The sequence below is a fragment of the Clostridium sp. genome (assembly GCF_022482905.1).
Classification (GTDB): domain Bacteria; phylum Bacillota; class Clostridia; order Clostridiales; family Clostridiaceae; genus Clostridium_B.
In genome coordinates, this window is record NZ_JAKVOI010000001.1 from 2,402,155 (window position 1) to 2,428,631 (window position 26,477).

25 protein-coding genes are annotated in these 26,477 nt (G+C 35.6%); 6 read left to right on the forward strand and 19 right to left on the reverse strand.

Annotated elements, in window-relative coordinates:
• Positions 1-29 precede the first annotated feature (29 nt).
• From mscL to LKE46_RS11795, 3 genes are all read right to left on the reverse strand, one after another.
• Positions 30-464, reverse strand: a complete 435-nt coding sequence (mscL, locus tag LKE46_RS11785; protein WP_291722418.1) for a large conductance mechanosensitive channel protein MscL — start codon at positions 462-464, stop codon at positions 30-32.
• A gap of 166 nt (positions 465-630) precedes the next feature.
• Complete coding sequence (locus tag LKE46_RS11790; RefSeq protein WP_291722421.1) at positions 631-3,036, reverse strand: glycyl radical protein; 2,406 nt, start codon at positions 3,034-3,036, stop codon at positions 631-633.
• 27 nt (positions 3,037-3,063) lie between these two features.
• Positions 3,064-3,816 (reverse strand): DeoR/GlpR family DNA-binding transcription regulator, encoded by a 753-nt coding sequence (locus LKE46_RS11795; RefSeq protein ID WP_291722424.1) that lies wholly within the window; start codon positions 3,814-3,816, stop codon positions 3,064-3,066.
• A 263-nt stretch (positions 3,817-4,079) separates the two neighbouring features.
• Here LKE46_RS11795 and LKE46_RS11800 point away from each other — a divergent pair, with 263 nt between their 5' ends.
• Positions 4,080-4,982: a glycyl-radical enzyme activating protein gene (locus LKE46_RS11800; protein WP_291725677.1), complete on the forward strand. Its 903-nt coding sequence runs from the start codon at positions 4,080-4,082 to the stop codon at positions 4,980-4,982.
• Positions 4,983-5,005: 23 nt separating this feature from the next.
• On the opposite strand, the gene LKE46_RS11805 is transcribed toward LKE46_RS11800, so the two are convergent.
• Complete coding sequence (locus LKE46_RS11805; RefSeq protein ID WP_291722427.1) at positions 5,006-7,546, reverse strand: sigma 54-interacting transcriptional regulator; 2,541 nt, start codon at positions 7,544-7,546, stop codon at positions 5,006-5,008.
• 366 nt (positions 7,547-7,912) lie between these two features.
• On the opposite strand from LKE46_RS11805, the gene LKE46_RS11810 reads away from it, so the two are divergent.
• From LKE46_RS11810 to LKE46_RS11820, 3 genes are all read left to right on the forward strand, one after another.
• Entirely contained in the window at positions 7,913-8,233 is a 321-nt protein-coding gene (locus LKE46_RS11810; RefSeq protein ID WP_291722430.1) for a PTS lactose/cellobiose transporter subunit IIA, read from the forward strand.
• Positions 8,234-8,273: 40 nt separating this feature from the next.
• Positions 8,274-8,585, forward strand: coding sequence for a PTS sugar transporter subunit IIB (locus LKE46_RS11815; RefSeq protein WP_291722433.1), 312 nt, complete (start codon positions 8,274-8,276; stop codon positions 8,583-8,585).
• Positions 8,586-8,762: 177 nt separating this feature from the next.
• Positions 8,763-10,100: a PTS sugar transporter subunit IIC gene (locus tag LKE46_RS11820; RefSeq protein ID WP_291722436.1), complete on the forward strand. Its 1,338-nt coding sequence runs from the start codon at positions 8,763-8,765 to the stop codon at positions 10,098-10,100.
• Positions 10,101-10,149: 49 nt separating this feature from the next.
• On the opposite strand, the gene LKE46_RS11825 is transcribed toward LKE46_RS11820, so the two are convergent.
• From LKE46_RS11825 to LKE46_RS11845, 5 genes are read right to left on the reverse strand one after another with little or no spacing between them, the layout of a single operon-like run.
• Complete coding sequence (locus LKE46_RS11825) at positions 10,150-11,235, reverse strand: Gfo/Idh/MocA family protein (protein WP_291722439.1); 1,086 nt, start codon at positions 11,233-11,235, stop codon at positions 10,150-10,152.
• Between the two features lie 24 nt (positions 11,236-11,259).
• Positions 11,260-11,952: a ribulose-phosphate 3-epimerase gene (locus tag LKE46_RS11830; protein WP_291722442.1), complete on the reverse strand. Its 693-nt coding sequence runs from the start codon at positions 11,950-11,952 to the stop codon at positions 11,260-11,262.
• A 20-nt stretch (positions 11,953-11,972) separates the two neighbouring features.
• Complete coding sequence (locus tag LKE46_RS11835) at positions 11,973-12,653, reverse strand: fructose-6-phosphate aldolase (protein WP_291722445.1); 681 nt, start codon at positions 12,651-12,653, stop codon at positions 11,973-11,975.
• A 46-nt stretch (positions 12,654-12,699) separates the two neighbouring features.
• The gene (locus LKE46_RS11840; RefSeq protein ID WP_291722448.1) at positions 12,700-13,494 is read right to left on the reverse strand and encodes a glycyl-radical enzyme activating protein; all 795 of its coding nucleotides are present in this window, start codon (positions 13,492-13,494) and stop codon (positions 12,700-12,702) included.
• Between the two features lie 18 nt (positions 13,495-13,512).
• Positions 13,513-15,810, reverse strand: coding sequence for a formate C-acetyltransferase (locus LKE46_RS11845; protein ID WP_291722451.1), 2,298 nt, complete (start codon positions 15,808-15,810; stop codon positions 13,513-13,515).
• A gap of 174 nt (positions 15,811-15,984) precedes the next feature.
• Here LKE46_RS11845 and LKE46_RS11850 point away from each other — a divergent pair, with 174 nt between their 5' ends.
• Positions 15,985-16,749 carry a DeoR/GlpR family DNA-binding transcription regulator gene (locus LKE46_RS11850; RefSeq protein ID WP_291722453.1) on the forward strand — a complete coding sequence of 255 codons (765 nt, stop codon included), beginning with the start codon at positions 15,985-15,987 and terminating at the stop codon, positions 16,747-16,749.
• Here LKE46_RS11850 and LKE46_RS11855 read toward each other — a convergent pair whose 3' ends face one another.
• Positions 16,750-17,055 (reverse strand): PTS fructose transporter subunit IIB, encoded by a 306-nt coding sequence (locus LKE46_RS11855; protein ID WP_291722456.1) that lies wholly within the window; start codon positions 17,053-17,055, stop codon positions 16,750-16,752.
• 111 nt (positions 17,056-17,166) lie between these two features.
• Here LKE46_RS11855 and LKE46_RS11860 point away from each other — a divergent pair, with 111 nt between their 5' ends.
• The gene (locus tag LKE46_RS11860; RefSeq protein WP_291722459.1) at positions 17,167-19,173 is read left to right on the forward strand and encodes a BglG family transcription antiterminator; all 2,007 of its coding nucleotides are present in this window, start codon (positions 17,167-17,169) and stop codon (positions 19,171-19,173) included.
• A gap of 41 nt (positions 19,174-19,214) precedes the next feature.
• Here the strand turns inward: LKE46_RS11860 and LKE46_RS11865 are convergent, their stop codons facing one another.
• The 9 genes from LKE46_RS11865 to lacA all read right to left on the reverse strand — a co-directional run bounded on the left by LKE46_RS11865 (position 19,215) and on the right by lacA (position 26,380).
• Positions 19,215-20,009: a histidinol-phosphatase HisJ family protein gene (locus tag LKE46_RS11865; protein WP_291722461.1), complete on the reverse strand. Its 795-nt coding sequence runs from the start codon at positions 20,007-20,009 to the stop codon at positions 19,215-19,217.
• 24 nt (positions 20,010-20,033) lie between these two features.
• The gene (locus tag LKE46_RS11870; RefSeq protein WP_291722465.1) at positions 20,034-21,296 is read right to left on the reverse strand and encodes a class II D-tagatose-bisphosphate aldolase non-catalytic subunit; all 1,263 of its coding nucleotides are present in this window, start codon (positions 21,294-21,296) and stop codon (positions 20,034-20,036) included.
• A gap of 90 nt (positions 21,297-21,386) precedes the next feature.
• The gene (locus LKE46_RS11875) at positions 21,387-21,707 is read right to left on the reverse strand and encodes a PTS fructose-like transporter subunit IIB (protein ID WP_291722468.1); all 321 of its coding nucleotides are present in this window, start codon (positions 21,705-21,707) and stop codon (positions 21,387-21,389) included.
• A 29-nt stretch (positions 21,708-21,736) separates the two neighbouring features.
• Positions 21,737-22,795 (reverse strand): PTS fructose transporter subunit EIIC, encoded by a 1,059-nt coding sequence (locus LKE46_RS11880; protein ID WP_291722470.1) that lies wholly within the window; start codon positions 22,793-22,795, stop codon positions 21,737-21,739.
• 62 nt (positions 22,796-22,857) lie between these two features.
• Positions 22,858-23,313: a PTS sugar transporter subunit IIA gene (locus tag LKE46_RS11885; RefSeq protein WP_291722473.1), complete on the reverse strand. Its 456-nt coding sequence runs from the start codon at positions 23,311-23,313 to the stop codon at positions 22,858-22,860.
• 273 nt (positions 23,314-23,586) lie between these two features.
• On the reverse strand, positions 23,587-24,513 hold the full coding sequence (locus LKE46_RS11890) for a 1-phosphofructokinase (RefSeq protein ID WP_291722476.1): 927 nt from the start codon (positions 24,511-24,513) through the stop codon (positions 23,587-23,589).
• Positions 24,510-25,364, reverse strand: a complete 855-nt coding sequence (locus LKE46_RS11895; protein WP_291722479.1) for a tagatose-bisphosphate aldolase subunit GatY — start codon at positions 25,362-25,364, stop codon at positions 24,510-24,512. The genes LKE46_RS11890 and LKE46_RS11895 overlap by 4 nt, the downstream gene beginning before the upstream one ends.
• A 42-nt stretch (positions 25,365-25,406) precedes the next feature.
• Positions 25,407-25,928, reverse strand: coding sequence for a galactose-6-phosphate isomerase subunit LacB (lacB, locus tag LKE46_RS11900; protein WP_291722482.1), 522 nt, complete (start codon positions 25,926-25,928; stop codon positions 25,407-25,409).
• Between the two features lie 23 nt (positions 25,929-25,951).
• Positions 25,952-26,380 carry a galactose-6-phosphate isomerase subunit LacA gene (gene lacA / locus LKE46_RS11905; protein WP_291722485.1) on the reverse strand — a complete coding sequence of 143 codons (429 nt, stop codon included), beginning with the start codon at positions 26,378-26,380 and terminating at the stop codon, positions 25,952-25,954.
• Between the last annotated feature and the right edge of the window lie 97 nt (positions 26,381-26,477).

The window sequence follows — 26,477 nt, forward strand, 5'->3', positions numbered from 1 at the left end:
CTTATGTCAATATATATTTTTTTAATATATTAATCAAGATGAGATGTACAATTAGGGCATCTAGTCGCTTCAATTGGAATTTCACTCAAGCAGTATCTGCATTTTTTCGTAGCTGCGGATTTTTCTTCTTCCTTGTTGCTGAAAAATTTATTTACCCGTGTCATGACCAGAAATATGGAAAATGCCACTATCAAAAAATCTATGATGTTATTTATAAATATTCCGTAATTCAAAGTTGGAACACCAGCTTTTTTAGCCTGATCTATAGTATCAAAATGTCCACTTCCCAAGGTTAGAAACAGGTTTGAAAAATCAACCTTCCCAATTAACAGACCTGCTAGAGGCATTATGATATCACTGACAAGCGAAGAAACTATTTTCCCGAAAGCACTCCCTATTACAACACCTATAGCCAGATCCAGAATATTGCCTTTCATGGCAAACTTTTTAAATTCTTTCCACATATTTATTTCCTCCATCTTTAGAAAATATCATCAACAATAACCTGGTTATGATTATACCATTAAATATAGGCACCAAAATATCTGTTGCAAAATTTTTTGTTGTTTATAAATAAAAGATGTATATGGAAATTACAATCGTAACTTCCATATACATCTAATGTATTTTTTACAGAACCTGTTCTGTTCTTTCAATAATATCATCCTGCGTCTGCTTTGACAGTACATTGAAAAAGGCACTGTAACCTGCAACACGTACAATGAGATCCCTGTGATCCTCAGGATGTTTCTGTGCATCTACAAGAGTTTCCCTGGATACCACATTGTACTGCACGTGAAAACCCTTCAGACGATCGAAGAAAGTTCTTATCAAATAGATCAATTTAAGTCTGGATTCCTCTTTTGACAGCATTTGAGGAGTAATTTTCTGATTCAGCAGTACTCCACCTGTAATCCTGTCCGTGGATAATTTTGAGACTGACTTGAATACTGATGTAGGTCCGTTCTTATCCATTGCATGCGATGGTGAACATCCTTCAGCAAGTGGTTCACCAGCTTTTCTTCCATCAGGGGTTGCTGGAGTCGATGCTCCCTGTGGTACATTTGCAGAAATGGAAGACGTGCCTGCATAGTATACTCCTCCAATTGGTCCCCGTCCAAATCTGGTGTTTTTATACTTGCTTATTTCATCGATATATTTATCATATGCTTTTTTGAGGATAATATCTACATAATCATCATCATTTCCATATTTAGGTGCATTATTTATTAGAATATTCTGTACTCTAATGTTATCTTCTCCTTCAAAATTATTTACAAGAGCATTCCACAGCTCTTCAGGCGTCAGAATCCTGTCTTCAAATACACACTTCTTGATAGCTGCAAGAGAATCTCCCAAATTGGCAATACCTACCTGAAGATCACTTATGAAATCATATACTGCTCCACCTTCCTTTATAGTAAGTCCTCTTTCAATGCAGTCCTCTGTCAAGGTCGAACAAAGTACATCTGCTGTAGTATTCTCCAGCACCGTATCTACACAATTATCTATAATTACACTGTGCTTTGTGAATTCCTGAATTATCTTATCCCATGCTTTCATGACCTGATCGAAGGACATCATATTTTTAAAATGCCCTGTTCCATTACATACTTTAATCCCTGATTCCAGATCAACTCCGTCATTCAATGCAATCAAAAGGGATTTGGGGAAATTCAGGAAGCTCATGCCAGTGCAGCGATAACCCCACTTTCCAGGTACGGCAACTTCTACACATCCAATTGCACTGTAATTGTAGGCATCTTTTTCGGATACACCTTTTTCTACAAATGAAGGAATTATTATTTCATCATTGTTGAAAGCAGGCATTCCAAAACCAAGCCTGACAACCTCAATACACTGTTTCATGAAATCATCATCCAGTCCACTATGATAGCGTACCGTGAGATTAGGCTGAGGCAGTTTTGTCTGTGCAACACTTTTCAAAATCATGTAGCTCAGTGAGTTTACAGCATCTTTCTTATCTGGAGTCTGCCCTCCTACAGTTACATTCTGGTACAGCGGACTACCTGCACTAAATCTTGTATGTGACCAGCTTCTTATCTTGTTTATTGTGAACGTTTTAAGCCATAGATTTACAAGCAGTTCACATGCTTCATCTTCTGAAATCAAACCTTTTTCAATATCTCTCTTATAGTATGGATAAAGATATTGATCCATCCTTCCATAAGATACTGAATGCCCGTTGGATTCTATCTGCAGGCAGAGATGAATCAGCCATATTGACTGCACTGCCTCCTTGAAGCTTTCTGCTGGTTGATATGGAACCTTATTCAAAATGTCTGACATTTCAAAGAGTTCCTTTTTCCTTCTCAAATTCACTTCACTCTCTGCCATTTCAAGTGCAAGATTTGCATAACGCTTTGCAAAATTTTTAACCGCATCTACTACAATGAAAATAGCTTTGTAAAAATAGGATTTTCTCAAGTTTCTATAGTCTGTCAAGTCAAGATTATTTAGCTTGTCCTCGACTTTTTTCTTATAATCCATCAGTCCAAGCCTCAGCACATTGCCGTAATTCACAGCTATGTGACCATCTCCTGACGTAATATTGCCTTCTGCCTTTATGATTCCAAGATCATAAAAAATTCTGCTGTCTTCAGGCATGGCTGCAAGTCCTCTATCCTTCAGCGTATTGTGATACCAGAAACCCGACATATCCTTCAGTACCTTTTTATTTTTCTCCGTAATATAGAACCTGTCACCGGGTCTTTTTTCAAATTCATCAAGTTCCTCAACAACCCAGTCCATGGCATACTCAGGAAATATAGGTGCAGAACGGTTGGTTGACGCCTGGTTCCCTGCAATCAGCGTCTGCGGTTCTATGAATATACTCATATTTTCCAATATATTCTCCAGGCACAGTGCCCTTTTCAAAATCATAGGCTTATCAGCATGTTTCCTGTAGCTTTGTGTCACAAGTACTGCCCTTTCAACACATACATTCGATCTGGCATTAAGCAGTTCTTCACGAAAATCCTTCATTCTGTCTGTTAGTTCTCCAAAATTACCCATAAACAACCCTCCCAAATTAATGGATATTTATAAAATAGCTCTTAGAACATCTATTTTATATTCTTTCAAAAGTTCCAAAATATGCTGTGGAATTTTATTGTCTGTTATTACACAATCTACTTCCGCTGTATCAAACTGAACAACAACTCCCTGCTGAAAAAATTTTGAGGATTCGGTTAGTACAACTACCTTGTCTACATTTTGAGCCATGGTTTTTACTGTTTCTGTACGCATGAGATCCTTTCCTGTAAATCCGACTTTGGGATTATATCCATCAGTTCCTACAAACAATTTATCTACAAAAAAGTTTTTTACACCCTCCCTGGCAAGCGGTCCCACCAGAACTTGTGACTCCATCTGATACTCCCCGCCCAGCAGTATAATTCTTGCCAGAGGAGCCTCTCTTACATGTGAAGCTATAAAAACAGAATTTGTAATTATGGTTATGTCTTTTTTATTGTAAGCAAGTTCCTCTGCAAGCAGTGCACAGCAGGAACCGGATTCAATCATAACTGTTTCTCCATCTGAGACAAGCTCTGATGCCAGTTCTGCTATTTTTTTCTTTGTATCATAATTAACAGCCAGCCTGCTGTTGATGTCATCACTTGAGTTTATAACGGCATATCCATGCTTCCTGTGCAGCAGTCCCTTTTCCTCCAATATACTCAAGTCCTTGCGTATAGTCACCTGTGATACATTCAAAAGTTCTGACAACCTGCTGACCTCAATACATTTGTTGTCGGTCACTATTTTAAGGAGCTTTTTATGTCTGTCAGTCATATTCAATCCTCCCGTTTTATATTTTATATTGCCAATTATAACACAGGAGAACCTGCTAATACAAAATTTTAAATTTCATTCGTAAGTAAATTGTTTCTTTTATACTTATATAATACTCCAAATATTTTATATGTCAATACTTATTTTACATTTGAATATTATTTTAGTTTCATATGTAATAAAATATTTTACATACAGATATTTTTATGATACATTTAAATTGTGAAATAATATTGCTAATTGAAAGGAGCTGATCATATATGATAAAAGATATAAAGGCCTGTATTTTCAACATTCAAAAATACAGTATACACGATGGTCCGGGAATAAGAACCGTTGTATTCTTCAAGGGATGTCCTCTAAGATGCATATGGTGTTCCAATCCAGAATCGCAAAATAGGGAAATTGAAATATCCCATAATAGATCAAGCTGCATAAAGTGCTTGAAATGTATTCACTGTTGCAATAAAAACGCAATATATCTGGAAAATGATACTATAAAAATAGACAATAAAAAATGTGTTTCATGCTTTGATTGCATAAATATATGTCCTAAAAATGCGCTAAAAAAAGAAGGCTCCCATTTGACTCTCGATTACGTATTTAAAGAAGTTCTAAAAGACAAAGTATTTTATGAGGAGTCAAATGGAGGCGTGACACTGTCTGGAGGGGAAGTACTGCTGCAGCATGAATTCGCATCAGAACTCCTGAAGCTCCTCAGATCAGAAAACATACACACTGCAATTGAAACTGAAGGATATGCCCCAAACAAGATTTTTTCTAAATTTATAGACAATGTGGATTTGCTCTTGTTCGATATAAAACACTATGACAGGCAAAAACATTTTAAAGCTACGGCTGTGTACAACGATATAATTCTGGAGAATCTTCAAACTGCCCTTAACAGGAAAAAGGATATCATCATACGTATTCCCGTTATACCTGGAATCAATTCGGATCTGGAAAATGCAGCAAATTTCTGTAACCTGTTTAGAACTCTGGGAGTATCCAGAATAAACCTGCTGCCCTTTCACCAGTTCGGCCAGAATAAATACGAAATGCTTGGCAGAAACTACAAATTAAAGGATATCCCTCCCCTGCACGAAGAGGATTTGATGGAATACAAAAAAATATTCATCAGAAATGGTTTTGACTGCTGGTTTTAGGAAAGTACCTGTTATATAGTTAATTAATTCTTTATGAGAAAATTGACTATATAACAGATTTCATTATCTGTTAATTCAACAGAATATTTATTAAACAGAAATGCAATATGCTCATTTACTACTTCATAAATCTTTTTATATTTGTTCTTTAATTCATTCTTATTTGGATATTCAATAAAAGCTTCCCCCTTTTCCAAATGGCTTATTGTAAATGCCAGATGAAGTACAACTCCTATGATCGTTTCATCTTTCAAATTAATGGATAGTATTGATGATATTTTATTTAAAGTATATACTATGTCCTTATATAGGACGTCCCCGTCAAGATTATCTATATTTTCTTTTAGAATAAGATTCATTTTAAGAAAAGTTGTCTTTGTATCAATAAGCTCCTGAAGCTCGTTTACAGCTCTCATGCTTATTACATCATACATGCTATACTGCTTTATATCAACATCAATATGAAAAGGTGAAACAATAAATAAAATTTCTCTTTCTCTCTCCATTTTTTCTATACATTGGGCAAAGTACCTTTCATTCAAACAGTTCAGAGGTACAACTTCGAAAATATCATTATCAAATTTAAGATTCTTGTTGATAAAACTTTTAAGAGCAACAGAGCCTCCCTCTCCTGTTAAACATGCTGTTATAATAGCTATTTTCTTTTTATCATTTTTAATATTTTTATTATACTTGATATTGTTTACATATGAATTTACAGAAACCACTTCTTTATGAATTTCATCCAGTGAAAACCCCAGCAGTGCTTTTCTTGCAGCTTCAAGAACATGCAGGGTTGAAACAAGTGACATGACTTTTACCGGTACATTAAATTCCTTTTCTATTATTTCACCAAAGGTTGTAAATGATCCCATATCAACGAGTAAAAAGTATCCACTGGAGCAAAGATTCGTTTTCACTATCTTCCTCAATTTGTCTAATATTTTTAAAGGACTGGTTTCTATTGGAGCATCGACTCCAATTACATATTCCTCACCCAAAAGCTTGTTTGAAACATCTGCCATGGAACTTGCCGTTGTTTCACCATGTGCTATCAGTATAATTTTTACCTTTTCCGCAAATTTACGATTGTAATTATCATCTGGAGTCAGGAATATAGTCAGATATCCTGCTTCATCTTCGGGTATTGAATGATGAATGAACTTTTCTATTATTTTCTTTATTTCAAGTGATATCTGAAATTCCCTTGGATATAATTTTTTTATTTTATCTAATTGCGAATTGACTATAGCTTTTCCCGTAGTCATTCTCTTTATCAAATTATCTATATGAAGCGCAAGTGCCGTATACATATTGCCTGTCAAATTTATTTTAAAAGAGCTGGCTACATAATAAACTACTTCATCAACACAGTTCAGTACATCCTTTCCCAGGATATTGAGCAAATTTTTTTTGTTGATTTCTTCCGAAATCCCATTTATATGCTTTTCAAAGTATTTTGTAATATCCTTTTCAAGAATATTTTCAATGTTGATGCTTGAAATACCCCTTGACCTCAGTACCTCCAGCTTTTGCTCAATAATATCATAAATACTATTATCATCATAATTATTTGTATAGGATAAGCTTTCGCTGGAAGCCGTAAATTTAAAAAATTCTATATCATCATTTATAAATTTATTCCACATGACTCTATGTTCTTTCTCTCTGTATAGTCCTTCTTTAATATGACCAGGTAAAGAACTGCTGAAAATTCTTACATCTGATTTTATATCCGTCAGAAATTCTGAATAAGCTTTTGCACAAACAAGCTGTATGTCACTTTTAAGCTGTCCGATGTTATTTGGACAATTATATGATAGAAATGCCCTGATAGTATTCAATGATACATATATATTTTTATTTAAACGTATACTTTCGTATTTAAAAAAACTCTTTATGAGAAAAAGCCGCTCTTCAAGAGTTCTTTCCCTGAGCGAGGGAATATGGATAATCATTGGAATTCTCCTTGTAAAAGTCTTCAATAATGCCGATTCCGGATTTTCTGTAGTAGCTGAAATAATAAAAACATCTGATTTTCTAATTTCACTGTCCCCTACACGTCTAAAAGTGCCCGTATCAAAAAATGTAAAGAGGGCTTCCTGACCCTCCGGAGGCAATCGGTGAACTTCATCCATGAAAAGTATCCCGCCGTCTGCTTTTTCAATCAAGCCGACTTTATTTTCTTCAGCACCAGTATAGGATCCCTTTTTGACTCCAAAAAGTTGGGCGGTAAGCAGTTGAGGATTGTTACTGTAGTCTGCACAATTAAACACTATAAATGGAGATTCCTTATCTTTCACTCCAATCTCAACTGAATAATCGTGCATCAGAGATGCAAACATGGATTTTCCAACTCCTGTCTCTCCCAGGATCAAACAATTCATTCCATTTGGAGGATATAATACAGCTGCCCTTAATTGTTCAACAGCCTGCTTTAAACTTATATTGTTTTTTACAAATTCGGATAATTTTGATTCCCCGAATTTCATATTCTTCAATTGTGAGGCATAAAACAAAACCGGACGCCCGGAGGATTTGTAAACCTTTCCTTCTCTGAACAAGTTGTTGAGCTCATGACTGACATTTGCCCTGCTGATATTGAAAACACTGGATATGGTCTTTGCATCAACACCGTTTCCCTCTGACTGCTACAACAGGTAATTGTATATCTTTTCTTTCCTTTTCATATAACTTATCTCCTGTTTCATTAATTAAAACTGACTTATATATTTTACATTATACTACTAATAATTGATTTGTACAATTATAGTGTTTCAATCACTATAAAAACAATTTTAAAATCTTAAAACACTATTAAAATATTTAAAACACTGTTAATTGTAGTATGCCTTATGAGGGCTGTTAGTGTTTGGCATATATTTTGCTGTATAATAAAAATGAAATTAGTCAAAAGGAGGAAAATATAAATGGAAGTAGAACAAATTGTAATGCAACTCATAGTAAATTCAGGTGAAGCTCGAGCTTATGCATACGATGCACTGGAAAAAGCAAAGGAAGGTAAATATAAGGAATCCGATGAGTTAATGGACAAAGCAAATGATGTTATAGACAAAACTCACAATATACAAACTTCCTTGCTGCAAAAAGAAGCATCAGGTGACGAAATGAAAATCTCAATATTATTTGTACATGCTCAGGACCACTTAATGACCGCAATATCGGAAAAAAACCTTATTGGCCAGATAATTGAATTAAGAAAAGCAATTAATCCTTTACTAAAAAAGTAGGATTATAAATAAAAAATTTAAAACACGGAGGTATGATAAAATGATTAAAATTGCATTATTTTGTGCAGCAGGTATGTCAACAAGTGTACTGGTAACAAAAATGGAGAAGACAGCAAAAAAGAAAGGTCTGGGTGTAGCAATAGCAGCATTTCCTGAATCCCAGATGTCAAAACACCTGGATGGAGTATCCGTAGTTTTACTCGGTCCGCAAATCAAATTTGTATTTGAAAAGGCAAAAAAAATATGCAATCCTCTGAATATCCCAGTTGCTGTTATTTCATCAATAGATTATGGAATGATGAACGGAGAAAAAGTTTTGAATGATGCATTGAAATTAATTGACAATCAATAATCACCCCATGTTGTCCTAAAAATATCAATCAGGTATATATAAAAAATAGAACAACATGAGACTTACATTTTAATTATAACGCATTTCATCCATTATTAAAACCAAGATATGTATTTTACTAGCCATTTCCTGTAAACGATATCTGGCTTTATACAAATTAAAAAGGAGGATTATAAAATGGAACAATCACCAAAATCAAGCGAAAAAATAATATCAGCTATAGTAAAATTTATTAACCTGAAAGGAATTATTGCATTAAAAGACGGTATGTTAAGCATACTGCCTCTAACAATTATCGGATCGATATTCCTGGTAATCGGGCAAATACCATCTGCAAGATTCAATAATTGGATGGCAGGTATATTTGGTGCTGACTGGACAGAACCGTTTATGCAAGTCTATGGTGGTACCTTTGAAATAATGGGACTGGTTGCTTGCTTCTCAATAGCCTATAATTACGCTAAGAACGAAGGATTTGAGCCATTGCCTGCAGGTATATTATCAGTTGTATCTTTCATAATTACAATCAGTTCATATGTTATCTCTGACAAAGGGGAGAAGGTAACAGACGTTATTTCAAAAGGCTGGATAGGTGGCAAGGGTATGGTTGCAGCTATCATCATCGGACTAGTTGTTGGAGCCACTTATTCATGGTTTCTAAAAAAGAAGATAGTAATCAAACTACCGGATAGTGTTCCGGAGGGTGTGGCCAATCAATTCACCGCCCTGATACCAGCTGCAGTTATAATGATTGGTTCTATGTTAATCTATATTCTATTTAAAGCTGCCGCAAACAAGACTTTTATAGAATGGATTTATACCGTATTGCAGATTCCTTTGCAGGGATTAACAGATTCCTTACCTGGAGTTATAGGAATCGCATTCTTCATTTCTTTCATCTGGTGGTTTGGTGTACATGGTCAGTCAATTGTCAATGGTGTAGTTACCTCGTTATTGACGGCAAACGCCATGGCAAATCAGCAGCTTTTTCAGAAAACCCACAGTTTAACTGTTTCAGGTGGAGCTCACATTGTAACCCAGCAATTTCTTGACAACTTTATAATACTTTCAGGATCTGGAATAACCTTTGGTCTTGTAATTGCAATGCTCTTTGCTGCAAAATCGGAACAATACAGGAGTCTGGGCAAAATCGCCATATTTCCTACCATTTTCAACATCAATGAACCTGTTACCTTCGGATTTCCAATAGTATTAAATCCTATTATGTTCATTCCATTCTTCGCAACACCAGTTGTAGCCAGCCTGTTGGTTTACGTATCCATAGCAACGGGATTTGTTCACCCTTTCTCAGGAATAATGCTGCCTTGGAGTACACCTGCAATTATATCAGGATTGCTGGTTGGAGGTTGGAGAGCTGCTCTGCTGCAGATAGTAATTCTAATAACATCGACATTAATATATTTCCCATTCTTTAAAAAACAGGATTCTATAACATACAGAAAAGAACAGGAGTTAGCCAAGCAGAATTCTAAAAATGGAATAGAACTAGAATAAATAATTTACCCGGGACTTTAAAAAATCCCGGGTTTTTAAACAATCCAATTTATCTATAATCTACTTCTATAGTACGTTTTTCCCTGTCAGATCTATAGCATGTATCAATTACTGTTTCTGAATCCAATGAATCTTTAAATGTTGCTATATTGCCGCTATCCCGTCCATTGAATATACTGTCTGCAAAATTGACTATGCATGCTGTATGGCAGTCCTGATGAAATCCAAGAGACTGCCGTTCTCCAGGATAATAACCTGATACTGGAGCATCCTGAATAGAAGATATCCTCTCCACCCTGTTTGCTTTGTAATCATAAAATTCCATGAAATAGGGACTATCCGAACTCATCTTTATAGAACCTTTCGTACCATACAGAGTATAGGTGGTAGGTTCATCCTCCTGTGCAAAAATTCTTGATACTTCAAGAGTTCCCCTTGCTCCATTCTCCATGTTCATCCTGCAGAAGGCTATCTCATCCACATCAGTTCTGTCCTTGAAAAACACTCTCGTATCACAATTCACTTCTCTTATCCTGCCAAGTGTAAAATGGATCATATCAATAAGATGTACTCCAAGATCCACAAGTGCTCCACCCCCTGAAGACTGTTTTGTCCTCCAGCTTCCTTTTTTTAAAGGATTAAGATAACTTTTATGGTACAGCTTCACCTTGAAGTCGATTATATCTCCAATGATCTGTCTTTGTATGGCAGTTTTTATAAGCCTGACAGCAGGCATGTATCTGTATATTAGGGCAACTGCGTTTTTCAGCTTGTTCTTTCTGACAAGCTTCTCCATTTCAATCGAGTCTTCCATGCAAGAGGAAAGAGGCTTCTCGCAATATACGGATTTTCCTGCTTCCACAGCTTTTTTCAAAATTTCAAGGTGTGAATTGTTTGGAGTACATATGTCTATAAAATCGATATTCCTGTCACTCAGCACCTCATCCATATTTATAAAGTTTTCCACTCTTCCTACTGTAAAATCCATAGGTCTTCTCGTTACAATACTCTTTAAATTCAAGCTGTACTCAAGAGGGAAATTCATATTTCCCATATATGCTCCTAGTGCATGAGTCCTTGCAATTCCCCCAAATCCAGCTATAGCGAAATTGACACTGTTCGACAATCTATCCATCCAGGTCTCCTCCCTTTAATTTTTCTATTTATATTTTCGTGCGACACAGAGCATTCTGGAACATGATTCTTTTACAGTACGGTCTTTTAAAAAGAGGCCGGAAGTGCCTCCCGTCATCATATCCGCACCTGCCCTTACAACTGAAGGAATCGTATTTTCATTAATATTCCCGTCCGCCTGGATACCGGTTTTCAGACCTGCTCTATTTAGCATTCTCCTCATCTGCTCTATATGAACTGCTGCATCCTCCTGCATTTTTTGTCCTGGAAATCCCGGATTTACTGTAAGCTTCAGTATCCAGGCCGCTTCTCCTGCAAGAGATATAAAATCGTCACCCGGAGCAGTTGAAGCCTTGTATGCAAGAACAGGTTCAGCACCATAACGGCGAATCATATCAAATATTTTTTCAAAATCCCCTACGGCCTCATAGTGGACTGCTATATAATCCGCTCCAGCTGAGGCATAGGCTTTTATAAATTTTTCAGGCTCATATACCGCCAGATGAACCTCAACAGGTAGATTTGTCTCCCTTCTCATGCTCCGAAGCGTTGGTTCCCCAAGTATGAAACAGCTGTTGAATTTCCCGTCCACTACGTCAAAATGATAAAAAGACACTTCAGACTGTTCAACTTCAAGCATGCTCTTTTTCAGATTGCAGAGATCCATACAGGAGACAGATGCGGATATATTGATATCATTTTTTATTACTTTAATCATATCATCCTCTCCATAATACTTTAAAGATCCGAAATGGAAAATCCTTTTCCAAATACACTTTCCCAGTCGGAAGTAAAATCAGTTACCGCTTTTTCTATGGAAGGCATCTTGAAAGCATCGTGCAAAATCTGAGGTGCTACGGTTGCAACCTGTGCTCCGCATGAAAATGCATCCATGACCTGACCTACATTCTTGAAGCTTGCTGCAAGTATTTTGGCGGAATAATTATACTTTTCTATCATATCCGCAATCATTTTTATAGTGGCACGAGGATCAATATCCATATTCTCCATCCTGTTGAAATACGGTGCAAGATAATCCGCCCCTGCCTCCAGTGCCAGAAGCGCCTGAACTTTTGTATATATGGCAGTTGCAGTAATTCCCACTCCTTCGGATTTGAGCTGTCTCATTGCCTTCAATCCTTCTTCTGTTACCGGAATTTTTATATAAACACTGTCGTCTACCTTCTCAAGCACTGTCTTTGCATCCTTGACTATTCCTTCAAAATCCCTGGCTACTGCCTGAATGTGAATACTTTTTTCAAAACCGAGTATACTGCGTATTTCTTTGAAATGATTGAAAAAATCGATCTTTCCCACTTTTTTTATAATGCTTGGATTACTTGTAATCCCGGTTATAGGGAAAATATCCTTATACTTTTTTATATCTTCGATATTTGCTGTGTCAAACATAAATTCCATTTTAAAATCTCTCCTCTTTTTATAAAATTATAATAAATTTAAACTTTTACATACCGCCAATCAATACATCTATTCCATGCTCTTCAATTCTTTTTTTTATTCCATGAACAAGCCCGGTATCGGGAGGTTCCATATCTTTCATGGTATATTCCCTGTTCAAATATTCGTACTTTCTACTTCCGTATTGATGGAACGGAAGTATATGGACTTCTTTCAAGCCAAGTTCTTCAACAAAATCAATTATTGCATCTATATTCTTTTTATCCATGTTGTAGCCCGGAATCAGTGGTATACGTGGAATTACCTTCCTATTATGCTCTACCAGAAGTCTCATGTTGCTTTTCACCAAATCTATGTCAATACCTATAATATCCCTGGCCTTATACTTATCCATTATTTTGAGATCAAACAATATCAAATCAAGATATTTCGACATTTCCATCAAGACACTGCTTTTCCCATAACCGGATGTTTCAATGGCTGTATTTATCGAAAGCTTTTTGAGACATCTGAGAAGTTCAATTGCAAATCTACCTTGCGAAAGTACTTCGCCACCCGAGAGAGTGACCCCTCCACCGGATGTGTTGTAAAATATACTGTCTTTTTCGACTTCCTCAAGCACTTCAGTAAGTGTCATATACTTTCCAAAAATCCTGCCTTTGTTTGCTCCAAATCTTCCTATATTTGCAGTTCCATCAGTTCTTTCTATCTCAAAAGACTGTGACTCCGGATTACAACACCACGGACAGTGAAGAGAACATCCTTTAAAAAATATAACCGTCCTTATACCGTCCCCATCGTGAAGAGAATACCTTTGAATATTGAATATCAATGCTTTCACAAACAATCACATCCATTCCTATAATGCGTGCTCGGTCCTTGCGATTATATCATCCTGAATTTTTTTGTTCAATTCTATAAAGAATGCACTGTAACCTGCAACTCTTACTACAAGTCCCTTATAATTTTCAGGATTTTTCTGGGCATCCATCAAAGTTTCCCTTGACATTATATTGAATTGTATATGCTGTATTTTAAGCTTCATGAAGGACAGCAAAAAGTCTCCAAATTTTTTAATTCCACCCTCTCCCGCCAGTGCTTTCGGAGAAAATTTTACATTCAAGAGACTGCCGTTCGTTGTAAGATAGTTGTCAAGCTTGCTTACACTTTTCAGCACGGCAGTAGGTCCAAGAAGATCTCTTCCAACCATGGGCGAAAGTCCTCCGTCAGCAAGCTGGCTGTAGGCTTTTCTTCCGTCCGGAGTCGCACCTACCGCTTCCCCAAGCGGAATATGGGCCGACACCGTATATGCTCCCGGTATGAATTTTCCACCTCTTGGATTTGAATACTTCTCAAGCTCCTCTGCATAATACCTCAATATATCCGAGGATATGAAATCCACCTCGTCATTGTCATTTCCATATTTATCGTAATTATTTATGAGCACCTCCCTCAATTCAGGATAATCCTTTCCTTCAAAGTCGGCATCCAGAGCCTCCACAAGTTCGCTGAAACTCAATTTTTTTTCTTCAAATACAATTTTCTTAAGTGCATAGAGCGAATCACTCAGATTTGCCTCTCCTATACCCTGAACACCTGAAAAGTTATATCTTGCACCACCTTCAGTTATATCCTTTCCCTTTTCTATGCAATTGTCTATGAGTGACGAAAGCAGCGGAACAGGTGCAAATTCCCTGTGTCCTATATCTACTATATTTGACCCCTCTGCCACAAGCTTTACATAATGGACAATTTTTGACTTTATATCATCTATTATGGAATCAAAAGTTATATTTTCTTTTTTCCTGTTTTCTCTCAGAGAGATTTCCATTATTTTTAAAAAATTGAACAAGGCTATGTCATGGAGACCGTAAGTACTTCCAGGTATGGACAGTTCAACGCATCCGACAACAGCATAGTCCCTTGCATCTTCGAGTCTTACCCCTCTGTTTAAAAATCCAGGTACTATAACTTCATCATTGAATATCTGCGGAATTCCCGTCCCCAGTCTTATAGTTTCACATGTCAGGTTCAGGAACCTTCTTGGGATGAGTTCATTGAGCCTTACTGCCAGATTAGGCTGCGGGAGCTTTATATCATGGTAACTTTCCAGGCACAGATACGAAAGTTCATTGACGGCAGATCTTCCATTGTAGGTAAGTCCCCCGAGTGCTATTGTATATCCTGTCGGAAATCCTGCAAAATACTTTGCACTGTTTTCACTCCTAACAAGCACAACGTCATTGGTCTTTATCCACAGGCATTCCAGAAGTTCTTTCAAAAACTCTTTAGGAACACCTCTCTCCACATCTTTTTTGTAGAAATCATACATGTACTGATCAAATCGTCCTAAAGAAAGCGAACTTGCATTGGATTCATACTGTGCCGCAATGCTTATATACCACAATAGCTGACAGGCCTCATAAAAGCTGCTGGGCTTTTCGCTGGAAATTCTTTTTGATATACGTGCTGCTTCCAGAAATTCCTTTTTTCTCTGCGTATCCTTTTCCTGAAAGGCACTTTTTTGTGCAAGTTCTGCATACCTCAGAATATGTCTCTGTACAGCTTTGAGTACTATGAATGCTGCCTTATAAAAATCATTGCTATCGTTTTCGTGAATTTTTTTGTCAACTTCGTCTATAATGTATTGAAGTCCATTCCGGAGCACAAACGGAAAATCCATTATGATGTGTCCCTGTCCCTTGTCCGTCTGATTGAGTGCTATGACATTTTTGTCTACAGCTTCTCTTATGGATCCACTTATTCTTGAATTTATAAAATCTTTCATGGACTTGCCCTTCCAGTAGGGGTACAATTGTTCTCTGTATACTTTTTTATCTTTTTCACCTATATAAAATCGATCCTGGGGCCTTGAATGGATGGTATCAAGTTCATCATAAATCCAGTAAGGATCCATTTCCGGTGAAACAATTCCGCTTCTCGGCTTTATGGTCCTGTTTCCAAGAATAAGTTCTCCAGGTCTGATTGATATTTCAACATTGTCCAGTATATGGGCAGAAGCTTTTGCCCTTCTTATAACGGTAGGCTCTCCTTCTGTTTTCTCATAGCTTTTCGTATACAAAAGCGCCCTTTCCAAAGAAATTTCTCTTTTCTGACTGAAAAGCTGTTCTTTTAGATCTTCTATTCTCTGATTCATTACGCATTCACCTCGAATCCTGTTTTTATATTGTTTATTATTGTTTTATCTTTATTATTATTGTACTACTAAATAATATACATTTCAATAGAATACTTTTTATTGTTTTATATTGTTAAAATGGTATATAATAATTATTGATGTACAATAGTATCTCTCAAAAGGATGATCAATATGTTTATTGAAGAAAGACACAATGAAATACTCAGCATTTTAAATACCGAAGGCAAGGTCGTAGTAAATGACCTGAGTCAAAAGTTCAATGTTACCAAGGACTGCATCAGAAAAGACCTTAAAACACTGGAAAATAAAAATTTACTGAAAAGAACATACGGTGGCGCTGTATCCATACGAAAATCAGCCCATTACAAAAAAATAGATGCAAGGAAAGATTTCAATGTGGAATCCAAATCCACAATTGCGAAGAAGTGTTTTGACATTATAGAAGATGGAGAAACTATATTTCTGGATATATCCACTACAAATATACTGCTTGCAAAGCTTATTTCAAAATCCGACAAAAAATTGACTGTAGTAACAAATATGCTTGATATAATGTCAATTATAAACAATGAAAAAAACTGCATCAAGATTGTTTGTCCCGGAGGTATAATCTGTAAAGATCTAAATGGATTCACAGGATCCATGACCATAGAAAATATATCAAATTATAGATTTTCCAAAGCCTTTATCGGAAGCTGCGGAGTAAATATATTTGAAAAAAGCGTAACTACCTTTGATTTTGAAGACGGCAACACAAAAAAAGCAATAATAAGAAACAGTAAAATCGTTTACCTCGTAATGGAAAACAGAAAATTCTACTTTGACGGCAGCTTCAAGTTCGCTTCCCTCAAAGATATAAATGCAATAATAACAGAAGGCCTTCCAGACAAAAACATAGCCGACGTACTGGAAAAAACAAATACTAAACTCATTTGATTACAGGCATGACTTTACTTTTTTTAAAATTTCATCACCTCTTCTAACAATTTCGTTGCTTGAAAATCTGAATATAATTTTGCCCTTGAATCTATCCATGCCTTTTATTTCCACATCATTTGTCAGTATAACAGCATCTGAGTCCTTTACATCCTTAAGTTTTATGCTGTTTTCAATACCCATTGCTCCCTGTGTTTCCACTTTTATATCTATACCATTTGCCCCGGCATATCTCTCCAATACTTCTGCAGCTATATAAGTATGTGCAACCCCTGTCACACAGGCAGTTACCGCCACTATTTTCATTACAAATCCTCCCCCTGAATTTTACAACATAATTATAATTTATAAAAAGACATTTTACAACAATTATATTCATATATGATATAATTGAAATTGTGTGAGGAGGTGCTTTATATGAACGCAAAAGATGAAAACAAAAACAAGCTCGTACTTATGCTCCTTGAAAGCAAAGGACCCGTTACACTCAAGACAATTGCTTCAAAACTCAATGTAAGTGAAAAAACAGTGAGAAATTATCTGAATGAGCTTCAGAATAATTTTGATAAAACGGGAATTTCCCTTGTAAAAAAACCTGGGGTTGGAATATACCTCAATATAGACGATAAAAGGAAATCAGCTTTTAAAGAAAATTTCAGTTTGGAAAGCAATACTCCCTACTCAACAGAATACAGGCAGAAATACATATTGAAAACTCTGTTTAAGAACAGGTACACCTATACAATACAATTACTTGCAGATGATCTCTACTGCAGTAAAAATACAATTATAAACGATCTCAAGTATGTTGAGAAATGGCTTAAAAACCACGGATTAAATTTAAAGAAAAAACAAAGCCAGGGACTGTGGATTGAGGGAGATGAAAATACATTCAGGAATTCAATGATGAGTTTATTTTCCGAAATAAGTCCCGGTTTGTCTCAAGATTCAAAAACATCTGAAAGCAACATGGGTAAAAAGCTTGATTATAGAATAGATACCGTAAATTATAAAAGGATAAGAGAATTCTTTCCAAACTTCGATATTATAAAAGTTCAGAACATAATTCAAAAATCAGAGGAAAGGCTGGGATATTGTTTTACGGATCAAGCCTTTATAAACCTGATTGTACACATTGCAATAACTCTTGAAAGAGCAAAATTCAATAAAAAAATCGACATGGAGCATGACTATTTTAAAAATATAAAAATAAATAAGGAATATGAAATTGCGAAGTGGGTCGTGAATGAATTGAACAGAGAATTTGATCTGAAGATACCGGAAGAAGAAAGCGCCTATATATGTCTTCACATGCTCGGTGCAAAAATACAGCACAATATATATCCTGGCAATTTGAATGAGATAATCAGCTCAAAAAAGGAAATAAATGTTGAAATAGCACGAGAAATTATAAATCTTGTAAGCGATATATTGGATGTAGACTTGAGAAATGACAAACTTCTTCTGGCTAATCTATCCATTCACCTGAGAACAACCATAATAAGGCTCAAGTATAAACTTCAACTCAGGAACCCTCTCCTTAAAAAAATAAAAAATGAATATTTAAGCATATTTGGTGCTACATATTCCTGCAGTATCATATTTGAAAAAAGACTTGGGATAGCAATAAATGAAGACGAAATCGGATATATATGCCTTCATATCGCAGCTGCAATAGAAAGATTAAATGACAAGATAAAGGTTGTAGTAATCTGTTCCAGCGGCATAGGTACATCACAGATAATAGCAACAAGATTGAAAAAGAACTTTCCCCAGATGGATGTAACCGGTATACTCCCATTAAGATATCTTACAGATGATATAATCGACAACAATGATCTCATTGTAAGTACTGTACCTATGGAAATACAAAATAAAAAAATCATATACACTGGTACGTTTCTTGATGAAACAGATATAGAAAAAATAAAAAATCATATTGAAGGCACAATCCATAGTTATGGACAGATTCAAAACAGCAGTTTTCAAAACATAATATCATATGATTATTGCTTTATTGATGATGGTTCCTCCTCCTACCTTGATACAATAAAAAAATATGCCGACATAATGGAGAAAAATAATATAGGCAGAGAGGGCTTTTCTGCTAATATATTATCAAGAGAACAAATATCATCCACAATAATCGGCAAGGGGATAGCAATACCCCACTCAAATGAGAAATTTATTTTATCTCCAAAAATATGCATAATAAAATTAAATACTCCGGTTGTCTGGAAAGATGAATATATAGATCTTATCTTCATACTTGCTTTGAAGTTCAAAAATATAAACAATACCAAATTGTTTTTTAAAAACTTTTATTCACTTCTTGACGATGAAAACCTCATCAGCCAGATCAAACGGTCCACAAGTAAAGAAAAAATACTGTCTTTCTTTTTAAATCTCAATAACAAAAAGTAAAGCTCCAACAATATGGGAGCTTTACTTCATCTGCCAGTACACTATTCTATTTTTATGCATTCAGGTTTTCTATTCTGAAATTTAAAAATATACCTGAAATTCAACATTTTCAACATATCCAAAACCGTAAAATAATTGTTTGCAATATTGTCGCAGTCATGCGAATCAGAACCTACAGTAATTATTTCCCCACCAAGTTCTCCATATAGTCTTACAGCATCAAAAGATGGATAAGGCTCTTTTACTTCATTCCTAAAACCCGAAGTATTGATTTCAATTCCTATTCCTCTGTCAACAGCTTTTTTCAATATACCTGCCATCAATTCTTTATAATCTGAAAAGCAGTAATTCCCAAAATCATGATAGGCATATCTCTTCATTAAATCCAAATGCCCTATTACATCTATATCGGAATTACAAACCATCTTATAAATTTCTTCAAAATAATCCCTATATATGCGATCTTTTTGTCCACCCTCAATATACAGTCTCAGCTTTAAACTATTTATATTGTGTACGGAACCTATTATAAAATCGAGATCCATACCTTCAAGCTTTTCTTTCAAAGAATCCCTGAACAAATGCGGTTCTCCTATTTCAAGTCCTTTTCTGATATTCAGCCTGTTTTCAAAAAGTTCTCTGCTCCTGTCTATATCCCTGCTGTATCCATCATAATTCAGAACATCAAAGCTGACATCCCTGGGGTCAACACTAAAATGCTCCGTAAAACAAATTTCGTATACTCCCAATTTTGCTGCACTCCTGCATATATCCTCGACACTCGCTTTTCCATCAAATGAATTACAGGAATGAATATGATAGTCAACAACTTTCATATCATCACTTCTCTTTTATATTATCTACTTACTCAATATTCTTGAAGTAAATCCTTCCATATTGAAGCATTGTACATACCTGTCTATGGACTCCTGTATTTTATATACAACATATTTCTCGCCGTCAATTCCAACCTGAGCCAGACTGCTGAACAAATTTTCAATTTCAGCCTTAACTACATCGTTATTAAAAGTATAATGTCCGCTTATCTGCGTTATTTGTTTTGTGAGCTCCCTGTCTTTCAATATTTCTTCTGTAGGTTTACTTGCAGTGTCATCAACCACCCATTTTTCCCATTTTCTGCACTTTACAGCTTCCTCTTCTATTACATTCTTAAGGTTGGATTTTTTGTTGATTAGTCCCTGACTATAAAGTCCATCTTCAACCTCTATCAACTTCAAATAGGCCTCCGTTTCAACAGTACCAAATTCAGGTGCAACATTCATGGCTGTAATTCCAAGAGACGGATGTTGAAGCAGCAGTGCTTCATCCAGATAATCCCCATTATGTTCCTTTAATCCTACGCTGTACTTTTTAGCGGTATCGGAAAGCTGTTTTGAAGTTTTAGCATCAAAATGTCCTACATTTTCGGTTAATCTTGTAAGAGTACCAGTTTGGCCAACTATAAAACATGGATGCGGCAGATTTCTGCTATCCAGTTCTTCTGTCAATTTTTTAATAAATATATCATAAGACTCTGTAGAGGTCAACCCTCCATTGGTTTCTTCAGTTCCAACCTCATAACTTATAGCCGGCAGTCCCCTTTTATTTCTCTCATCTTCTACATATTGTATAAGTTCTACAGTTCTTCTCAAAACTACATCCATATCTATTACTTTTCCAACAACATATGGATCCTTTGTGGGGTCTATATGCAAAAGGTCAAAACCATTTATCAAATCTTCAAGATATGATTGTTTACCTAATTTCATTGCTTCCTCTTCAGGCAAATGTGCATTTCTCTCATTGTCCCTCTGCCAAGGACCGCCATGATCACGGCACAGGAAGTACAATCCATCAAATCCAACTTCTTCAGCGACACCTTTAATTGCATCGGAAAATCCTTTCTGGTCCCAATTGCAAACGTATCCTCCTCCCAGTTCCTTCGCATCCACCTGATTTCTGCTTGCTATGAACATAACCGGGAAATCCTTCTTTTTTGCCAAAAGCATGGTTGCCTTTATAAGCAGCTTCGACATAGGTCCTATACCAAGTAATGTACCCTTCTCTTTCCCTTCAAAACTCAGCGACTTTTTGACTAGATCTGTTAAACTTATTTTACTCATACCAAGACCTCCTGTAATATTTTGTAAATTATTATAGCTTAAATATAGTAAATAGTTATAATATTTCAACTATTTACTATATTTTGTTAATTACTTTTTACTATTGACCAGATGCTCTTCCAGCTTTTTCACCATGGCATCCGATTTTTTGATAGCATTTCCAGCTGTGACTCTTACAATTGACTTGCCTTTAAATCTACCTTCGTCTTTTATTGCAACATCCTTGGTCAATATTACATAATCGGCATTCTTTATCTCATCTTCAGTGAGTTTATTCTCCACACCTATTGAACCCTGAGTTTCAACCCTGACATTGTGTCCTGCTGCTTTAAAAGCTTTCTCTATTGCCTCTGCCGCCATGTAGGTATGGGCAACTCCTGAAGGACATGATGTAACTGCAACTACATTCATTCAAATCACCTCTCCAAAATCATTTATATTTATTCAAAATCCAAATCTATATCGTCCGAGTCGTCATCATTATCGGAAGATTCAACGACTTGGTCTGCAGGCTTTTTCAATATGCTTACCATAAGTGCTGTAACTATTACTCCTACTACAACTGCAATAAAGTATCCAATTCTATTTCCCACTATAGGAAGTACTATCAGGCCTCCCCAAGGTGCGTGGTTTGTAGCTCCGAAAAACAGTGATATTACTGAAGAAACTGCTCCTCCAACCATTATTGAAGGTATTACTCTTATTGGGTCTGCTGCGGCAAAAGGAATTGCTCCTTCTGATATACCTATACAGCCCATTATAAGCGCCGCTTTTCCGGCTTCTCTTTCTTCGGTGCTGAATTTCTTTTTGAACAGCAATGATGCCAATCCAAGTCCAAGTGGTGGTGTACAAACTGGTACTGCCACTGCTGCCATCAATTCAGGATGTGTCTGTATAAGTGCAACTGCAAAGAAAAATGCTGTTTTATTCAGAGGTCCGCCCATATCGAAGGTTATCATTGCACCAAGTATGATACCGAGAATTACCTTTGAACTTCCCTGCATACCTTTAAGCCATATGTTCAATGCAGCCATCAGATCTGCTATAGGCTGGCCTAAAAACAATACTATTATGCTTCCTGCTATAAAAGTTCCTACAAGTGGAATTATAAATATGGGCATTACAGAACGCATTACATCAGGTACCTTTATTTTCTTCAAATAATAAACAATTATACCTGCCAGCAGTCCGGCTATCATACCTCCGAGAAATCCACCACCTTTGGCATTTGCAAGATATGCCGCAATCATTCCGGGTCCGATTCCAGGTTTGTCAACCATTGAATATGCAATAAATCCACCCAATACCGGAACAAACAATGTCAATCCCGCTATCCCTATATCGGAAAGTGATTTCAAAAATCCTGTTTTAGGAACAGCTGCCTGGCCGGAAAGCATTACCGATACTGCAAGTAAAACTCCTCCTGCAACAACAAAGGGTATCATGTATGAAACACCAGTCAGCAAGTGTTTTTTAGTATCTTTCAATAGTTCTAACATTTTCTCTACCTCCATGATCAAAATTTGTATTAAAATATGAAAAATTTATAATTATGTCCTGGTTAAATTTTATCAAAAACGTCCGAGAACAGCTTCAAAAGTCCCTGTTTGCTATTTATTTTAAGCAAATTTTCTCTAAAAGATTCATCAAGTAGTTTCCTTGACAATGCAGCCAGTATTTTCAAATGTTCATTTGAAGCGGCTTCTTCAGGAACTGCCAGTAAAAATACCGCCTGAACAGGTTTGTCGTCCAGAGATTCCCATTCGACTTCTCCAGTCAATCTTCCAAAAGCAATAGTTGGTATTTTAACTGCACTGCATTTTCCATGAGGTATGGCTATTCCAAACCCAATTCCCGTAGAAGTCATATTCTCCCTGTCCAAAACCTGGGAAACATACTTTTCATAATCGTTCAATCTATTCTCCTTGTCTATTAGACCTGCCAGCTCTCTTATTATTTCTTCCTTTTTATTTTTCTCAATATCAAGTTTTATCAGCTTCTCATTTATAAGATCCATTTTATAATTCCCCTTTCCGCATATACTGACATTTTCTTTCTTTTCTGCCTTAACTCTTACTGTAATTAAATATTATCATGTAATCGTTTTTCAGTATATACATCAATATATCAAAAGCTTTACACATTATTGTGGAAGTTCCAGATAATCAGACAATATCAGGCACATATAGTTTTTATATTCACCATTTCTTAAAATTTTTTTGAAATAAAAATGTACCTAAACTCGATTTACACAAGTTTAGGCACATTTTTTACTTAAATCACACCCATGTTAAATTCTACTAATCTTAACCTTTTTCATCATTTCTTTGACCTCTTTAACTTCTATCCATCCTGTTTTTTTAGTCATTGCATTAACTGTTCCACATGCGGTGCCAAGTGCTATTGTATCTTCAATGGAATAATTTCTTTCTATTCCAACTGCAAATCCTCCTACCAACGAATCACCTGAGCCCACAGGATTTACCGCCTCTACATCTGGAACGGTTACTCTGAACAAATTATTATCAAAACATACAAATGAACCATCTGCACCTAAAGACACAACAATACATTTTATTCCACTTTTATTCAAAGTTTTCATATGTTTTATAATGTCCTTATGATTCACTATTGGTTTTCCCAGTAACATTTCCAGTTCTTCTATATTAGGTTTTATCAAATATGGCTTTGCTTTTATTCCTTCTTCTAATAATTTCCCATTTGTATCCAATAAAAACTTCTTATTATTTTTGTTTGCCTTCTCTATAAGCTCTTCATATATATTTTTAGAAATATTTTTTGGAACACTTCCTGATGCCACTATAATTCTTGAATCAGCAAGCAATCTTTCATAGAGTTTCATGAAGCTTTCCTGTTCTTCTTGCGTAACAATTGGTCCCGGCTCCAAAATTTCAGTTTGTACTAAATCATCTGTTATAAAGGCCAGACATTCTCTTGTTGAATCCTTAATTTTTACAAAGCAATTTTTTATCCCAATTTTTTGAAGTTCGGCCTCTATAAACTCACCTGTCTTTCCTCCGGAATATCCAGTTACTATACTATCCTGGCCTAATATATGTGCTATATTTGCGACATGAATACCTTTCCCACCTGCTGTATTTTCTACAGATCTCGCCCTCATTACCTTCCCTTTTACTATATCTTTTATTTCATATCTTTTATCTACAGATGCATTTAAATTTACAATTGTAATCAAGCTTTTCCATTGCTCCCACACATCATAATTTTATTGATGACAATTTGCTTCATTGCTTTCTTTCCCGGAGTCATGTAATTTCTAGGGTCATTTGCATCTGGATTATTTTTGAAATACTCTTTAACTGCATTTGAAAAAGGTATTTTTAAATCTGTTGCTATATTTACTTTACATATACCCAGTTCAATTGCCTTCTTTACTAAATTCTCGGGAACATCGGAAGCTCCATGAAGTACTAGAGGTACGGATACTTTCTCTTTTATTTTTTTAAGTCTTTCAAAATCGAGTTTTGGTTCCGCTTTATACAGTCCATGTGCCGTTCCAATAGCAACTGCCAAAGAATCAATACCTGTCTTTTCAACAAATTCCCGAGCTGCATCCGGGTCTGTATAAGCTATGTCTTCATCTCTAACTGCAATATTTTCTTCTCTGCCGCCAAGCATGCCAAGTTCCGCTTCTACAACAGTCCCACTCAAATGGGCATATTCCACAACTTCTCTTGTAATTTCTATGTTTTCCTCAAATTGTAATTTTGACGCATCTATCATAGCTGAGGTAAATCCGACATCTATGCAGTGCTTGATCTTGTCTACATTTTCAAAATGATCCAGATGCATAGCAAATGGAATATTTCTATATTTTAATGCAGCACATTTGGCAATTGACATCAAGTAATCTTCTCCACTATAATCTATAGTTCCAGGTGTTCCTGCAATTATTACAGGTGAATTCAACTCTGAAGCGGTTTCTATTACAACTCTAAAAGTTTCAAGGTTGTGTATATTGAATGCAGGAACTGCATATTTCTCTTTCTCAGCTTTTATCAGCAATCCTTTTGTTGTAATTAACATAATTTAATTACCTTCCCTTCACCATTTATCCGCATTAAAATACTACTCTTTTGGATAACCTCCATTATTCCATTTATCAATGAATTCATCAAAGAAATGTTCATTACCAAATTGTCCACTATCATCACTTATCAAACCATCTATCTCTTTTATTATTTCAATATTTTCTTTGGTAGGCTTGTACTCTGATTCAAGAAAAACATCTATAATATTTTCAATAATCCCTATTCCTGTTATTCTGCCTCCAAACGCTATAACATTGGCATTTAGGTATTCTTTTGCATATCTTGCTGTAGTGACATCTCTTACTAATGCTGCTCTTACTCCCTTTACTTTATTAACCGAGTTTGATATTCCCACCCCTGTTCCACACAAAACTATTCCTAAATCAGCCTCTTTTGAAATAACTTTTTCAGCCGTCTTTTTACCGAATATAGGGTAATGGGTTCTTACAAAATCATAAGTACCATTATCAATAACCTCATGGCCTTTTGACTTTAAATATTGTGAAATCTTCATTTTAATATCTGGAACTATATGATCACTGCCAAGCGAAATTATCATTGTTAATACCTCCTAAGTTTTATTTATAACATTTTATTCAACATATCAATTCTTATTTGGTGTCTTCCACCTGCATATTTTTCATTCAAATATGCATCCAAAATTGCTTCAGCAATCTTTTTGCCCACAATTCCAGCTCCAATTGTAATCATATTTGCAGAGTTGTGCTGACTTGTCATTTTTGCTGAGTGTTCATCTGATACTTCTGCACAAATTATCCCCTTGTGTTTACAGCCAACCATAAATGAACCAGCTCCATATTGGTCAATTGCTATTCCCCTCTCAACATCTTTGTTTAAAATCGATTTTGCAACAAATTTTGATGACTGGACAAAATTAAGCCCTCTCTCAGGTGTCTTATCAATTACCTCATAACCTTTGCCCTTTAAATAATTTTTTAAATATTCTTTTAATTCAAAGCCATCTGTATCTGATCCAATTGCTACTTTCATAAAATTTCTCCTTCCCAATCAATTTTTATTAATTGTTTTATTTTTACTGTGTAATACAAATGTGATATAATGAAAATGGTTATTTTTCTACAAAAGA